This is a genomic window from Enterobacter pseudoroggenkampii, from assembly GCF_026420145.1.
Taxonomy (GTDB): Bacteria; Pseudomonadota; Gammaproteobacteria; order Enterobacterales; family Enterobacteriaceae; genus Enterobacter; species Enterobacter pseudoroggenkampii.
The window spans coordinates 472363-487908 of record NZ_JAPMLV010000002.1 but is presented as its reverse complement, the minus strand read 5'-3'; the positions used below and the strand labels follow the sequence as shown (position 1 = coordinate 487908).

Sequence of the window (15546 nt, the reverse complement as noted above, 5' to 3'; positions counted from 1 at the left end):
CCTTAGCGTGGTTTCAGGGTAGCGATAAGAAAGTCTTTCGAGCTTTCCACTTTACCCTGCTGAATAGCGGCGGCCGGGTCGACGTGCTTCGGACAGACTTCGGAGCAGTAGCCCACAAAGGTACAGCTCCAGACGCCGTTCTGGCTGTTAAGCTGCGCCATACGTTCTTTTTTACCGTGGTCGCGGCTGTCCTCGTTATAGCGGTGCGCCAGGGTAATGGCGGCCGGGCCGATGAACTCCTTGTTCAGGCCAAACTGTGGACAGGCGGCGTAGCAAAGACCGCAGTTGATGCAGCCGGAGAACTGATGGTATTTCGCCATCTGCGCCGGGGTCTGGGTGTTTGGCCCCTGATCCGGCGTGCGTGGGTTACCAATGATATACGGCTTAATGGCTTCCAGGCTTTCGATAAAGTGGGTCATATCGACCACCAGATCGCGTTCAATCGGGAAGTTGCCCAGCGCTTCGACCTTAATACCTTTAGTGTACTCGCGCAGGAAGGTCTTACAGGCCAGCTTCGGCACCTTGTTGACCATCATGCCGCAGGAGCCGCAGATCGCCATGCGGCAGGACCAGCGGTAGCTCAGGTCTGGCGCCAGGTTGTCTTTGATATAGCCGAGCGCGTCCAGCAGGGAGGTTTGCTCGTCATAAGGCACTTCATAGAAAGCGCTGTGCGGTGCGGCGTCCACTTCCGGATTGTAGCGCACCACTTCAACTTTCATTTTTTGCATCTCAGCCATTCGCCTTCTCCTTCTTCTCGGCGGCTTCTGCTTCTGCACCGTACACGCGTTTTGCCGGCGGCAGCGTGGTGATTTTCACGTCGCTGTAGTCCAGACGCGTGGTGCCATCCGCATCGCGCCAGGCGAGAGTGTGTTTCAGGAAATTGACGTCGTCACGTTCGGTACAGCCTTCGTCCAGACGCTGGTGGGCCCCACGCGACTCTTTGCGCGCCAGCGCAGAGTGCGCCATACATTCCGCGACGTTCAGACCGTGGCCCAGCTCGATGGTGTAGAGCAGGTCGGTGTTGAATACGCTGGAGGTGTCGGTGATGCGCACGCGCTTGAAGCGCTCCTGCAGTTCCGCCAGCTTGTCGACGGTTTTTTGCATCAGCTCAGGGGTACGGTAGATACCGCAGCCTTCTTCCATCGACAGGCCCATCTCGTCGCGGATCTTAGACCAGTTCTCGTTACCCTCCTGGTTCACCAGATCTTTCAGGCGTTTTTCAACGTCTGCGACCTGCGCATCCAGCGCGGCACCGTTGGCTTCACCTGCGGTTGCCGCACGCTCCATTGCGCGCTCGCCCGCCATGCGGCCAAAGACAACCAGCTCTGCCAGCGAGTTAGACCCGAGACGGTTAGCGCCGTGCAGGCCAACGGAAGAACATTCGCCGACGGCGAACAGCCCTTTAATGCGGGTTTCGCACTGCTGATCGGTTTCGATACCGCCCATGGTGTAGTGCGCGGTTGGACGCACCGGGATCGGCTCTTTAACCGGATCCACGCCAACGTAGGCTTTCGCCAGCTCGCAGATGAACGGCAGACGTTCCAGCAGTTTCTTCTCGCCCAGATGACGCAGGTCGAGATAGACCACATCGCCGCGCGGCGTGGAGATGGTGTTGCCTTTGCGCCACTCGTGCCAGAAAGCCTGAGAGACTTTGTCACGCGGGCCGAGCTCCATGTATTTGTTCTTCGGCTCGCCGAGCGGGGTTTCCGGGCCCATGCCGTAATCCTGCAGATAGCGGTAGCCGTTTTTATTGACCAGAATACCGCCTTCACCGCGGCAGCCTTCCGTCATCAGAATGCCGGAGCCCGGCAGGCCGGTTGGGTGATACTGCACGAATTCCATATCGCGCAGCGGCACGCCGTGGCTGAGCGCCATGCCCATACCGTCGCCGGTAACGATGCCGCCGTTGGTGTTATAACGATAAACGCGACCCGCACCGCCCGTCGCCATCACCACCGCATTGGCGCGGATCTGGACGAGCGTGCCTTCCATCATGTTCATCGCCACCAGGCCGCGCGCCTGTCCATCATCCACCAGAATGTCGAGGACGAAATGCTCATCAAAGCGCTGGATTTGTGGGAACTGAAGGGAGGTCTGGAACAGGGTGTGCAGCATGTGGAAGCCGGTCTTATCGGCGGCGAACCAGGTGCGTTCGATCTTCATGCCGCCGAAGCGGCGAACGTTGACGCTGCCGTCCGGACGGCGGCTCCATGGACATCCCCACTGTTCAAGCTGGGTCATCTCCGTTGGACAATGGTGCACAAAGTAGTCAACGACATCCTGTTCGCAAAGCCAGTCGCCCCCTGCAACCGTGTCGTGGAAATGGTATTCAAAGCTGTCATGATCCTGCGCAACGGCGGCGGACCCTCCTTCTGCTGCCACTGTGTGACTACGCATTGGATAGACTTTTGAAATCAATGCGATTTTAGCGTTGGGATTAGCTTGTGCTGCAGCAATCGCAGCACGTAATCCAGCCCCGCCAGCGCCTATTACGGCAAGATCGGCTTGAAAAGTTTGCACGACATTCCTCCAGATTTTTGTTATTTCGCAACGCGACAAACTAAAGGTAGTTCACCCGTCCAAAAGGACGATTGCGAAAGCGTTTCCACTGCTCCTTTATGGGTAAAACAGTATAACCGTGTAGATGTCAGGGAAATTTGACGTGTTCGATTTTTTTGCTGTTCTGTCAGGCGATTTATCATGAAGATTGATGAAATACGTCACGCAATTGTTCACCTAAATGAAATGCGCTTTTTTACTGCACAAAATTTGTCTCTGCCCCGGCTAACGAGTAGACTTCGTGCCCTTGTCTGAAATCGGAGAACAACTCATGAGCGAAACGGCCACCTGGCAGCCGAGCGCATCCATCCCTAATCTGTTAAAACGCGCTGCAATTATGGCGGAGATCCGCCGTTTCTTTGCCGACCGCGGCGTCCTGGAGGTGGAAACCCCGTGCATGAGTCAGGCAACGGTAACGGATATTCATCTGGTCCCGTTTGAAACCCGTTTTGTTGGCCCCGGCCACTCTCAGGGCATGAATTTGTATCTGATGACCAGCCCGGAATACCACATGAAACGCCTGCTGGCAGCGGGGTGTGGTCCGGTCTATCAGCTGTGCCGCAGTTTCCGTAATGAAGAGATGGGTCGTCACCACAACCCGGAATTCACCATGCTGGAGTGGTACCGCCCGCATTATGATATGTACCGCCTGATGAATGAGGTGGACGATCTGCTGCAGCAGGTCCTGGACTGCTCGGAAGCCGAAACCCTTTCCTATCAGCAGGCTTTCCAGCGCCATCTGGAAATCGATCCGCTGTCGGCGGACAAAACCCAGCTGCGCGAAGTGGCGGCAAAACTGGATCTGAGCAACGTGGCGGATACCGAAGAGGATCGCGACACGCTGCTGCAGCTGCTGTTCACCTTCGGCGTGGAACCGCAGATTGGCAAAGACCGTCCGACGTTTGTTTATCACTTCCCGGCAAGCCAGGCCTCACTGGCGCAGATCAGTACCGAAGATCATCGTGTCGCAGAGCGTTTTGAGGTCTATTACAAAGGCATCGAGCTGGCGAACGGCTTCCATGAACTGACCGACGCTCGCGAGCAGGCGCAGCGCTTCGAGCAGGATAACCGCAAGCGCGCCGCGCGCGGTCTGCCGCAGCAGCCTATTGATGTTAATCTGCTTGAAGCATTGAAAGCAGGTCTGCCGGATTGCTCCGGCGTGGCGCTGGGTGTTGACCGTCTGGTCATGCTGGCCCTGGGCGCAGAGCAGCTTGGCGATGTGATTGCCTTTACGGTCGATCGCGCCTAATAAAATGCCGGGTGGCGCTGCGCTTACCCGGCCTACCATTCCTGTCAATTAACCTTTCCATTTCAGCACGACAACATTAAAAACTGCCACATTCCCTATACACGGGTCTTTTTCTTAATTTGCCCCGTATAGCCACAATATCTGTCTGGTCTTCTGCTACCATCCGCGCAGTTTAATTCCTCTTTGGATGGTTCTATGTCCCAGTCACTCAAAAAGATGACCCTCACCGGGCTCATCCTGATGATATTTACCTCAGTCTTTGGCTTTGCCAACAGCCCGTCAGCGTTCTATCTGATGGGCTACAGCGCGACGCCGTTTTATATCGTTTCTGCTCTGTTCTTCTTTATCCCGTTTGCGCTGATGATGGCGGAGATGGGCTCGGCTTACCGGAAAGAAGAGGGTGGGATCTACTCATGGATGAATAACAGCGTCGGGCCGCGCTATGCGTTTATCGGCACGTTTATGTGGTTTTCATCCTACGTCGTCTGGATGGTGAGTACGGCGGCCAAAGTCTGGGTGCCGTTCTCAACGTTTCTTTTCGGCGCCGATAAAACGCAGGTCTGGTCTTTGGCCGGGCTGAGCTCCACGCAGGTCGTCGGGATTCTGGCGGTATGCTGGATGGTTGTCGTGACGCTGGTGGCGTCTAAAGGCATCAATAAAATTGCCCGGATTACCGCCGTGGGCGGGATCTCGGTGATGGGATTGAACCTGGTGCTGCTGCTGGTGAGCATCGCTATCCTGTGCCTGAACGGTGGTCATTTTGCACAGGATGTTAACTTTGCCTCCTCGCCGAATCCGGGCTACCAGTCCGGGCTCGCGATGCTCTCCTTCGTGGTGTTTGCCATCTTCGCTTACGGCGGTATTGAAGCCGTAGGCGGCCTGGTCGATAAGACGGAAAACCCGGAAAAGAACTTTGCGAAAGGCATTATTTTTGCCGCCATCGTGATTTCCATCGGCTATTCGCTGGCGATTTTTCTCTGGGGCGTCAGCACCAACTGGCAGCAGGTGCTGAGCAACAACACCACTAACCTTGGCAACATCACCTATGTGCTGATGAAAAGCCTGGGGATGACGCTGGGGCAGGCGATGAACCTGAGTCCCGAGGCGGCATCGGTAATGGGGGTCTGGTTCGCGCGTATTACCGGCCTGTCGATGTTCCTGGCCTATACCGGCGCATTCTTCACGCTGATCTATTCGCCGCTGAAAGCGATTATTCAGGGTACGCCAAAAGCGCTGTGGCCAGCACGTATGACCCAGCTGAACACCGCAGGCATGCCTGCCAACGCCATGTGGATGCAGTGTGTGCTGGTGTGCGTGTTCATTCTGCTGGTGTCATTTGGCGGCGATACGGCGTCTGCGTTTTACAACAAGCTAACCCTGATGGCGAACGTGTCGATGACCCTGCCGTACCTGTTCCTGACCCTGGCGTTCCCGTTCTTTAAGGCGAAGCAGGATCTTGAACGTCCGTTTGTGATTTTTAAAAGCCGCGCGGCAACGCTGCTGGCCACCACGGTGGTGGTGCTGGTGGTGGCGTTTGCCAACATCTTCACCATTATCCAGCCGGTAATTGAGGCGAACGACTGGAACAGCGCGCTGTGGATGGTGGGCGGCCCAATCTTCTTCTCGCTGCTGGCGATGGGGATTTATGAGAATTACCGTCGACGCGCGATGGCATACGTCGCAGAAGTGGCGTAGCGGGAATAGTCCCCTCCCGAAAGGGAGGGGAGACGCGTTATAAACTGCCCGCCGGGCGCGTACGCGCCGCTGACGTCAGCGTTCTTCCCGTTTTACGCCCGTCCAGGCTTTCCAGACGCATCTGGAACGGTGGGAACGGCATATCAATACCGTGCTCGCGGAAGCCCGCCAGAATCAGCTGGTGGATCTCATGGCGCAGCGGCATACGGTGTCCCATTTCGGCGGCGTAGATACGCAGCTCGAAAATCTGGATCCCCTGCTGTAAATCCACAAGGAAGACTTCCGGCGCCGGGTTGTCGATCACCAGCGAGCAGCGCTCAGCGGCGGTGTAGAGGATCTGGGTAACCTCTTCGCTGTTGGCGTCCGACGGTGCCGGCACCGTCAGCACCACACGGGTAACGGAGTCTGACAGCGACCAGTTGATGAACTGCTCGGTAATAAACGCCTTGTTTGGCACGATGATCTCTTTCCGATCCCAGTCGCTGATCGTCGTCGCACGGGTGTTGATCTTCGTGATGCTGCCGGTCAGATCGCGGATCGTGACGGTATCGCCAATACGGATCGGTTTTTCGAACAGAATGATCAGGCCAGAGATGAAGTTGGCGAAGATCTCCTGTAAACCAAAACCTAACCCTACACCGAGCGCTGCCACCAGCCACTGGAGCTTCGACCACTCAATACCGATCATCGAGAAGCCAACCAGCCCGCCAAACAGCATGATCAGATATTTGGTAATGGTCGTGATCGCATAGCCCGTACCCGGCGTCAAATCCAGATGCTGCAGCAGCGCCAGCTCCAGCAGCGCCGGGAAGTTACGCACCAGCTGGGTGGTGATGATCAGCACCAGAATGGCAATCAGCACCGCCCCCAGGGTAATCGGCTCCAGGCTTTCAACACCCTGCACCGTGGAGGTCACGTCCCAGAGAGAGATGTTCTCCAGGAAGCCGAACGCGGAGTGGATCTCCGACCACAGGAAGATGACCGAGAGGAGGGCAATCAGCATCAGGATGGAGCGAACCAGGCGCAGGGACTGGGTGCTAATGGCATCCAGATCCAGCTCGACCTCGTCCGCTTCCGTCGTGCCTTCCGTACTGTTGACGTGGTTTGGCTCTTCCTCACCCCGCGCGCGCTGGGCGAGGATCTCCGCCCGGCGGTGCTTGGCACGGTCAAACGCCAGACGGCGGCGCTGGATCAGCATCCAGCGGCGGATCACGTGGTACACCACCAGAAGCAGGAACCAGATGGCCACCGAGGTTTCTAGCCTCGCCAGCAGCGCCTGCGCGGTTGCCAGATAGCCCACCGCGGCTGCCAGCATTGCAAACAGCGGCGCGCTAAGCAGCAGGTTCCAGAGCAGCCGGTTGAACATGTTGTCGCCGCTGCCGGATTTATCCAGATAGAGCGGAATACCCGCGCGTTTCAGGCTGAGCGTGACGATGGCCAGCGCCCCGCATATCAGCATAAAGCAGAGGCGGCCCAGCGAGCCTGAGAATTCCCGGTCGTTGAGATTATCGAACATGATCAGCGCCATAATCAGCGGCACAATCAGCCCGATGCTCATCAGGTAGTAACGCATGGCGCGCGCAACGCGATTACGCGGCCAGCCAAAGTGGGTGATGAACAGGCCATTGGGGCGCGCGAAGGTGGCGCATATCATCACCACCCACAGCAGCGGCACCGTGGCGGTGACGCCATCGCCAATCGCTACTGCGAGCGGATAGGGCCAGGCTTCCCGCAGGCCATAGCCCAGGGTCATCCACAACACCGGCAGCGGAGAGGCGACAAGAATCGACCAGAATACGGTGCGCAACGTCAGCCAGAAGTGATCCTGGGTAACTTTCCCGACCCTGGAGCTGGAACGCTCCAGGAAACGGGTGAAATGTCTGCGCGAGTAAATGCTGAAGCCCACCAGAATCAACGCCCCCAGCAGCGGGAAAATGGTCTCTTTGCTGGTGAACATCATCACGCTGGCCTGTCCCAACTGGCTGAAGGTATCCAGCGAAATCAGGCGGCGCAGGTCCTGGACAATCTCAATCGGCCACGAGAAGGTCATCGGACGCACGTCGGACGTCCAGAAGAGATAACGGTGCGTCGCCTCGTTCACCTCTTTCAGCGCATCTTCCAGCTGGCTGTTAGAAACCTTCAGCTTGGTCAGCTCCAGAATCAGCGTATCCCCGCCCTGCAGCAGAGAGTTCAGCAATTCACGCTGGGTACGCAACTGGGCTTCCAGAATACGGTTTTGCTCGCTGGTCAGCGGCTGTCCATCAGCCTGACGGATCTGTCGGATTTGCGGCTGTTTATTGAGAAGATCTTCAAAGTGCAGGCGCTGAACGCGTAGCTGGGCCATCTCGGTATCCAGCTGCTGCGGCTTAGGCATTTCCGGCAGGCGCGCGACCTGGGCACGCAATGCTTCGCCCAGCAGGTTTGATGACCCGAGCCACTGGGACTGCTCGCGCAGAGTGTTTAACGCCTGACGAACCTGCAAGGTTTGATTGGTCGCCTGACGCTGCTGCGAGGCAACCAGATCCATACGCTGCGCCTGCTGATTCAGCGCGGCAGAAAGCTCACGGTTGACCTTAAACTGCTGGACGATGCCGGAAGGCAGGTTATCGCTGTTTTCCGCCAGCAGCTCGGTACTTTCCAGCGCGCGCTCCGCTTCACGCTGGCGCTGACTGTTGAGCTGATTGCGCAGAGCCTGAAGGTAAGCGTCCAGCTGCTCGCTCTGCTTCTGAGCGAGTTCAGAGCGCATTCGTGACAGCTCCTGGCGGTTATTGGCGGAAAGCTGCGCCAGCTCCAGCTCATCGACAAGGGCCTTCAGGCGAGCCGATTCTGCCTGCAGGCCCAGATTTTGGGCCTGCGCCTGTGGCGTGTTGCCGTTTTGCGTACCCACGCGGCGCTCAACTTCATTAAGCTGGCGACGGGCGTCGGTTTGCTGCTGCGGAAGCTGGCTGAGGGAGTCGGCAATTTCACGCGCTCGCTCCTGCTCCTGCTGAGCAAGGCGGCTCTTTTCCAGAAGCTGGCTGCTGACCTGCAGGATCTCCTGGTTCAGCGCGTCGGAGGTCATGCCTGCCGGCACATCGCGCGGTTCGTCACGCAGATTATTGAGCTGCGCGCGCAGCGTCTGGGAGAGTTTGGGGAAGTTGTCGATAACCTGCTGATACTGCTGAGCGCGCTCAAGCGAGCCTTTCCGCTCCTCAAGCGCGTTCAGAGCAGCCTGGAGCGACTCGACGGTCTCTGGCTGAGCGGGTTTGGCCGCTTTTGCCTGCTCCAGTTCCTGGGTTATCTGTTTGGCGTCGGGGGCTGTCGCTGCGTACGCCCCCATGCTGAGGCACCAGGCCATCAGTAGAACGATAATCGGGCGCACGTCAGCGATCCTTCTGTTGTTAGCCTTCGTCTTTTTTGTCTTCAACCAGCGGGCTGGCGTCGTGCTCGGCCTGGATCTCTTCCTGTGACAGCGGAGCAGGTTCTGCCTCTGGCGTCACGAAGGTTTCTGTCGAGACCGCCAGCGGCTGGCCCAGTTTGGTGACCGACAGGCTTTCGAGTTGTTCAGCCAGCTTCACTTTGCCTGGCGCAAACAGGTTGATCACGGTGGAGCCCAGCTTGAAGCGACCCATTTCCTGACCTTTCAGCAGGGCCACAGAGCCTTCCGCTTCACCGGCAGGCCAGGTCCAGCGTTTGATCACGCCTTCACGCGGTGGAGTGATGGTGCCGGCCCAGACAGTTTCAATGCTGCCTACGATGGTTGCACCCACCAGAATCTGTGCCATAGGGCCAAATTCAGTATCAAACAGACAGATGACGCGCTCGTTACGGGCAAACAGGTTCGGCACGTTCTGCGCGGTCAGGTGGTTCACGGAGAACAGATCGCCCGGGACGTAAATCATCTCGCGCAGGATGCCGTTACACGGCATGTGCACGCGGTGGTAGTCGCGCGGTGACAGATAGGTGGTGGCAAAGGTACCGTTGCGGAACAGATCCGCCATCAGGTAGTTACCCGCCAGCAGCGCTTCCAGGCTGTAATTATGGCCCTTCGCCTGCAGAATTTTGTCGTCTTCGATGTTACCCAACTGGCTAATGACGCCGTCTGCCGGCATCACCAGGACGTTAGGGTCGGTGTTCAGCGGGCGCACGTCGTCACGCAGCGGGCGCACGAAGAATTCGTTGAAGGTGCGGTAGCTGGCGGTGTCCGGCTTCTGCGCCTCTTTCATATCGACCTTGTAATATTTTACGAAAAGGTCGATGACCAGTTTGGTCAGCCAGCCCGCGCGTTTGCTTGCGCCCCAGCCCGCCAGGCGAGTGAGCCACAGTTTTGGCAGAATGTATTGAAGCGAAAGTTTAAATGCGTTTAACAAGGTAGCCTCCAGGCCATTGTTTTGTCGTTCCTGATCCGGCGTTATGCCGCCGGAACCTGAAAAAAGGGGACGATTTTAGCGATGCTTAGCTTAGTTGTCAGTTATCAGAATCAGAAAAGTTTTTACGCGTTTTTACCTGATCCATGCTCTCAAGAATACGGTGGTAATTCTCGAAGCGGGTCTCCGCGATCTCGCCTTTCTCAACCGCTTCACGGATAGCGCAGCCTGGGTCGTTATCGTGTTTACAGTCGCGGTACTTGCAAGCGCCTAAATAATCATGGAATTCGACAAATCCGTTAAAGATTTGTTCCGGCTCCAGGTGCCATAAACCGAACTCTCGCACGCCCGGGGAGTCGATGACATCGCCCCCGTGCGGGAAGTGATACAGGCGTGACGCGGTGGTGGTGTGCTGGCCCAGGCCCGAGACATCAGAGACATCGTTGGTGAGGATCTCTTGCTGGAGGCCAAGCAGGTTGTTCAGCAGGCTCGATTTGCCCACGCCGGACTGGCCCGCAAAGATGCTGATGCGATCGGTAAGCGCCTCTTCCAGCGGTTTCAGGCCATCTTTGGTATAGCTGGAGACCATCAGAACGCGGTAGCCAATCTTGCGATAGATATCCATCTGCTCATTGACGAAGGCCATGCCGTCGTCGTCCAGCAGATCGATTTTGTTCAGCACGATAATCGGTTCAACCTGCAGCGTTTCGCAGGCGACGAGATATCGGTCGATAATATTGAGCGACAGTTCGGGCAAAATCGCCGATACGATAACAATCTGGTTAATGTTGGCGGCAATCGGTTTGACCCCGTCGTAGAAATCGGGACGGGTTAATACGGACGTGCGCTCATGGACCGCTTCAACGATGCCTTTTACCGTCACGCCTTCCGCCGCCTCTTTACCCGGCCGCCAGACGACGCGGTCGCCGGTCACCAGAGAACGAATGGTCCGGCGGATGTTGCAGCGGTGAATCGCACCATCGGCGGATTCCACGTCAGCGTGCATACCGAAACGGCTGATGACTACGCCTTCCGTTGGGTCGCCAAACAGGTTGTCGTCGTAATCGACCTTCTCCGCAGTGGTTTTAAGACGGCGCTGGTGATTGGCATTCACGCGGCGCTGCTGCCCTTTGGAGAGTTTATTTTTACTCAATCGCACTGGCTCCTGGTCGCCCGTAGGGGGCAAAACCTCTATGATACACTCTAATTAATACTAGTTAACCTGCTACTGCCGGTTATGCGAGAAGGGTGGAAAATAACATGAGCGCGGATGAAAACAACCTGATTTGGATCGATCTCGAAATGACCGGGCTGGATCCCGAGCGCGATCGCATTATTGAAATTGCAACCCTGGTGACGGACGCCAACCTGAATATCCTGGCGGAAGGGCCAACGATAGCGGTGCATCAGTCCGATGACCAGCTGGCATTGATGGATGAGTGGAACGTGCGTACCCACACCGGCAGCGGTCTGGTGGAGCGGGTAAAGGCGAGCACTATGGGTGATCGTGAGGCGGAGCTGGCGACGCTTGAGTTCCTGAAACAGTGGGTTCCGGCAGGCAAATCGCCAATCTGTGGGAATAGCATCGGCCAGGATCGTCGTTTCCTGTTTAAGTACATGCCGGAGCTGGAGTCTTACTTCCACTACCGCTATCTGGACGTCAGCACGTTGAAAGAGCTGGCGCGTCGCTGGAAGCCTGAAATCCTCGACGGCTTTAAAAAACAGGGCACGCATCAGGCGATGGATGATATCCGAGAGTCCGTGGCGGAGCTTTCCTACTACCGCGAAAACTTTATTAAGCTGTGATTTTGCGATCCGGCGCCTTGCGTGGCCGGGTTTTTGTCGTTAAATTGTTCAGCTTGCCGATTAAATAAGCATTTGAACTTAATTTCGAAAAAATCGCTTTAAGGGGGGTTGCAGCTAAAAGGATTTCTCGTATAATGCGCCTCCCGTAACGACAGAGAATTACACGTTACGACAGCAACAAAAGCAGTGCAGATTTGCGGGAATAGCTCAGTTGGTAGAGCACGACCTTGCCAAGGTCGGGGTCGCGAGTTCGAGTCTCGTTTCCCGCTCCAAAATTTGAAAGTGCTTCCATAGCACAGACTGCCCAAGCGGGAATAGCTCAGTTGGTAGAGCACGACCTTGCCAAGGTCGGGGTCGCGAGTTCGAGTCTCGTTTCCCGCTCCAAAATTTGAAAGTGCTTCCACAGCACGGACCACCCAAGCGGGAATAGCTCAGTTGGTAGAGCACGACCTTGCCAAGGTCGGGGTCGCGAGTTCGAGTCTCGTTTCCCGCTCCAAATTCTTCTTCATCTCTAAAATATCCACAGCGAAAAGCATCGCTGGGGACGTTTTCTGTTGTCTCTGAAATACTCTTGTGAACAGAGTTATCCACAGAAACTGCGCTTAACCGAAACAGGGTTAAAACTTAGCATGGTGAATAATATCTTCGTAAAGCACTGTATTTACAGTATAAAATTTGATTTCAAAATGTTATTGAGATCACTTGACCTCTTCTCCAGCCCAGATGGCGCTTGAGTTTGTAATTTTATTCACAGGCTGTGAATAGTTCAGGCATCCCGCGGAAGCCCTTTTTCAATCACCCTCACCAGACGCTGTTTCTTCGGTAGCTGCACCTCGACCACGCAGGCATTACGTTTCTCAATTTGCTGCGCAATCGCCCATTCTATGTGCTCATCAAGAAGTGGGTGCTCACCTCTACGGCTTTCAAGCGCCTGCACGTTCGCTTCATCCCACGGGGCATTACCCAGCGCGACGGCCACATTTCGCAGCCAGCGCAGATGCCCGATACGGCGAATGGCCGAACCTTCCGTCACCTTCAGGAACCAGGCCTCGGTCCAGGCGAACAGCTCAATGAGCGGCGGCGCATGGAGCGCCTTACGCGGGCTGAAATCCTCTTCGTCCGTAAGCTGTGAATAGCGGTTCCACGGGCAGATGAGCTGGCAATCGTCGCAGCCGTAGATGCGGTTGCCGATAAGCGGTCGGAACTCCTCTGGAATGGCCCCTTCCAGTTCGATAGTGAGGTAGGAGATACAGCGACGGGCATCAACGGTGTAAGGCTCAACGATGGCGCCCGTTGGGCAGATGGTCATACAGGCCACGCAACGGCCGCAGTCTTCCTCTACCGGGCCGTCTACCGGCAGCGGTAAATCAATCAGCAGTTCACCCAGAAAGAAGAACGATCCGGCGTCGCGGCTGAGGATTAGTGAGTGCTTACCTGTCCAGCCAAGCCCGGCTTTTTCGGCAATCGGGCGCTCAAGAATAGGCGCAGAATCGACAAAGGGTCTAAAATTCAGCGAAACACAGTGCTGCTGAATAGTTTCCCCGAGTTTTTTTAAACGGTTACGCAAAAGCTTATGGTAATCACGTCCCAGGGCGTACCGGCTGACGTAACCCAAAGAGGGATTTTTTAGCGTGCGCGCAAAGGCCGCGTTGGCGGGCAGATAGTTCATGCGCACGCTGATGACGCGTAATGTCCCCGGCAAAAGCTCGTGTGGACGGGCGCGCATCATGCCATGGCGCGCCATCCACTCCATTTCGCCGTGGTATTGTTTGTCCAGCCAGGCCTGCAGTTTCGGCTCGCTGGCGGAAAGGTCGGTATCGGTAATGCCCACCTTCTGGAAGCCAAGCTCAGCACCCCACTGTTTTATTTTTTGCGCTAATTCATTGAGATCGAGGGGCTGTGACATGACGGACCATACGGTGAAGAAAAACCCCGCAAGTATACCACATTCCATCTGGCATGCGGATGACCTCCGGCGCGCCGAAAAAGAGGCCGCAGACAGCCTCGGGATTACCCTGTATGAACTGATGCTGCGCGCGGGTGAGGCGGCGTTTGACGTAGCCCGAAGCGCCTTCCCGCAGGCGGCCCACTGGCTGATTCTGTGCGGTCACGGCAACAACGGCGGTGATGGCTACGTCGTTGCCCGTCTCGCGGTGGCTGCGGGTCTCCGCGTGACCTTGCTGGCTCTTGAAAGTGATAAACCGCTGCCGGAAGAGGCCAGCGCGGCGCGGGAGGCATGGCTGAACGCAGGCGGTGTGATTCATGCGCCTGATATCGTCTGGCCAGAGGATGTTGATCTGATTGTTGACGGGCTGCTGGGCACCGGGCTGCGCAGCGCGCCGCGCGAAAACGTTGCCGCACTCATTGAACACGCTAACAGACATTCCGCGCCGGTAGTCGCCCTGGATATTCCCTCTGGACTGATAGCACAAACCGGCGCGACGCCGGGGGCGGTGATTCAGGCGGCACATACGGTGACCTTCATTGCCCTGAAGCCGGGTTTACTGACTGGCAAAGCGCGGGATGTCGTCGGCGTGTTGCACCACAGTGCGCTGGGGCTGGAGAGCTGGCTCGCCGGGCAGGAAACGAAACTGTCACGCTTTGACGCCTCGCAGCTCCCAGCGTGGCTCCCGCCGCGCCGGTCGACGTCCCATAAGGGCGATCACGGCAGGCTGGTCATTGTGGGCGGCGACCACGGTACGGCAGGTGCGATTCGCATGACCGGTGAAGCGGCTTTGCGCAGCGGCGCCGGATTAGTGCGAGTGCTCACTCGCATTGAGAATATTGCGCCAATCATCACTGCCCGACCGGAGTTGATGGTGCACGAGCTTACGCCCCAGTCGCTTGAAGAGAGCCTTGAATGGGCGGATGTGGTGGTGATTGGCCCTGGGCTTGGGCAACAGGCATGGGGTAAACAGGCCCTGCAAAAGGTCGAGAATTTTCGTAAACCGATGCTGTGGGATGCCGACGCGCTTAACCTTCTGGCAATAAACCCGGATAAGCGTCACAATCGCATTCTGACGCCACACCCCGGCGAAGCCGCGCGGCTGCTTAACTGCAGCGTGGCAGAAATTGAAAGCGATCGCTTACTTTCTGCTCAGCGTCTGGTAAAACGTTACGGAGGTGTTGCTGTTTTGAAAGGGGCAGGAACCGTTGTCGCCTGTGACGAGACGCAGGGCATTATTGATGCCGGAAATGCGGGCATGGCGATCGGCGGCATGGGCGATGTGCTTTCCGGCATCATCGGCGCATTGCTTGGACAGAAACTTCCCCTTTATGATGCAGCCTGCGCGGGCTGCGTGGCTCACGGCGTTGCGGCGGATAAACTGGCTGCGCGTTACGGTACACGCGGTATGCTGGCCACCGATCTCTTTTGCACGCTGCGGCGTGTTGTTAACCCGGATGTGATTGACGTAGAAAATGACTAATCGAGCGATTCCTTTACCTGATGAACAAGCCACTTTAGAACTCGGCAAGCGCGTGGCGCAGGCCTGTCAGGGGGCAACCGTCATTTATCTGTATGGTGATTTAGGTGCGGGTAAAACCACCTTTAGCCGGGGTTTTTTGCAGGCGTTAGGGCATAACGGGAATGTCAAAAGCCCAACCTACACGCTGGTAGAACCGTACACCCTTGAAAATCTCATGGTGTACCACTTCGATTTATACCGCCTTGCGGATCCTGAGGAGCTGGAATTTATGGGGATCCGTGATTATTTTGCCAACGACGCCATTTGCCTGGTGGAGTGGCCGCAACAAGGTGCGGGTGTGCTGCCTGACCCGGATGTCGAAATTCACTTAGATTACCAGGCACAAGGGCGTGAGGCACGCATCAGTGCTGTTTCCTCATCAGGCAGTTCCTTACTGGCGCGACTGGCCGGTTAAGCGTAGGGA

The 15546-nt window shown here is 56.7% G+C and carries 11 protein-coding genes and 3 tRNA genes; 8 read left to right on the top strand and 6 right to left on the bottom strand.

From position 1 onward, the window contains the following. Positions 1–2: 2 nt before the first annotated feature. Positions 3–737: a succinate dehydrogenase/fumarate reductase iron-sulfur subunit gene (locus OTG14_RS15475; protein ID WP_023310124.1), complete on the bottom strand. Its 735-nt coding sequence runs from the start codon at positions 735–737 to the stop codon at positions 3–5. After that, positions 730–2520: a fumarate reductase (quinol) flavoprotein subunit gene (gene frdA / locus OTG14_RS15470; protein ID WP_024907346.1), complete on the bottom strand. Its 1791-nt coding sequence runs from the start codon at positions 2518–2520 to the stop codon at positions 730–732. The genes OTG14_RS15475 and frdA overlap by 8 nt, the downstream gene beginning before the upstream one ends. Before the next feature lie 310 nt (positions 2521–2830). Here frdA and epmA point away from each other — a divergent pair, with 310 nt between their 5' ends. Beyond that, the gene (gene epmA / locus OTG14_RS15465) at positions 2831–3808 is read left to right on the top strand and encodes an elongation factor P--(R)-beta-lysine ligase (RefSeq protein WP_023310126.1); all 978 of its coding nucleotides are present in this window, start codon (positions 2831–2833) and stop codon (positions 3806–3808) included. Between the two features lie 195 nt (positions 3809–4003). After that, positions 4004–5503, top strand: a complete 1500-nt coding sequence (gene yjeM / locus OTG14_RS15460) for a glutamate/gamma-aminobutyrate family transporter YjeM (protein ID WP_048990211.1) — start codon at positions 4004–4006, stop codon at positions 5501–5503. A gap of 37 nt (positions 5504–5540) precedes the next feature. Here yjeM and mscM read toward each other — a convergent pair whose 3' ends face one another. The 3 genes from mscM to rsgA form a co-directional block, all read right to left on the bottom strand. Beyond that, complete coding sequence (gene mscM, locus OTG14_RS15455) at positions 5541–8864, bottom strand: miniconductance mechanosensitive channel MscM (RefSeq protein WP_061716099.1); 3324 nt, start codon at positions 8862–8864, stop codon at positions 5541–5543. A gap of 19 nt (positions 8865–8883) precedes the next feature. Continuing rightward, positions 8884–9852, bottom strand: coding sequence for an archaetidylserine decarboxylase (gene asd / locus OTG14_RS15450; protein WP_248272854.1), 969 nt, complete (start codon positions 9850–9852; stop codon positions 8884–8886). Between the two features lie 97 nt (positions 9853–9949). Further along, complete coding sequence (gene rsgA / locus OTG14_RS15445; protein ID WP_008502927.1) at positions 9950–11002, bottom strand: small ribosomal subunit biogenesis GTPase RsgA; 1053 nt, start codon at positions 11000–11002, stop codon at positions 9950–9952. Positions 11003–11109: 107 nt separating this feature from the next. Here rsgA and orn point away from each other — a divergent pair, with 107 nt between their 5' ends. The 4 genes from orn to OTG14_RS15425 all read left to right on the top strand — a co-directional run bounded on the left by orn (position 11110) and on the right by OTG14_RS15425 (position 12151). Further along, the gene (orn, locus tag OTG14_RS15440; protein ID WP_008502926.1) at positions 11110–11655 is read left to right on the top strand and encodes an oligoribonuclease; all 546 of its coding nucleotides are present in this window, start codon (positions 11110–11112) and stop codon (positions 11653–11655) included. Positions 11656–11851: 196 nt separating this feature from the next. Next, positions 11852–11927: transfer RNA gene (locus OTG14_RS15435), tRNA-Gly, on the top strand. Positions 11928–11963: 36 nt separating this feature from the next. Beyond that, positions 11964–12039: transfer RNA gene (locus OTG14_RS15430), tRNA-Gly, on the top strand. A gap of 36 nt (positions 12040–12075) precedes the next feature. Next, positions 12076–12151, top strand: a tRNA-Gly gene (locus OTG14_RS15425). Between the two features lie 270 nt (positions 12152–12421). Here the strand turns inward: OTG14_RS15425 and queG are convergent. Further along, complete coding sequence (gene queG / locus OTG14_RS15420) at positions 12422–13561, bottom strand: tRNA epoxyqueuosine(34) reductase QueG (RefSeq protein WP_061716098.1); 1140 nt, start codon at positions 13559–13561, stop codon at positions 12422–12424. Here queG and nnr point away from each other — a divergent pair. Together nnr and tsaE are read left to right on the top strand one after the other, a co-directional pair. Further along, positions 13560–15083, top strand: coding sequence for a bifunctional ADP-dependent NAD(P)H-hydrate dehydratase/NAD(P)H-hydrate epimerase (gene nnr, locus OTG14_RS15415; protein WP_267215332.1), 1524 nt, complete (start codon positions 13560–13562; stop codon positions 15081–15083). The two genes, queG and nnr, sit on opposite strands and share 2 nt — an antisense overlap. Continuing rightward, the gene (gene tsaE / locus OTG14_RS15410; protein ID WP_013095283.1) at positions 15076–15537 is read left to right on the top strand and encodes a tRNA (adenosine(37)-N6)-threonylcarbamoyltransferase complex ATPase subunit type 1 TsaE; all 462 of its coding nucleotides are present in this window, start codon (positions 15076–15078) and stop codon (positions 15535–15537) included. Before nnr ends, tsaE begins: the two co-directional genes overlap by 8 nt. Positions 15538–15546 lie beyond the last annotated feature (9 nt).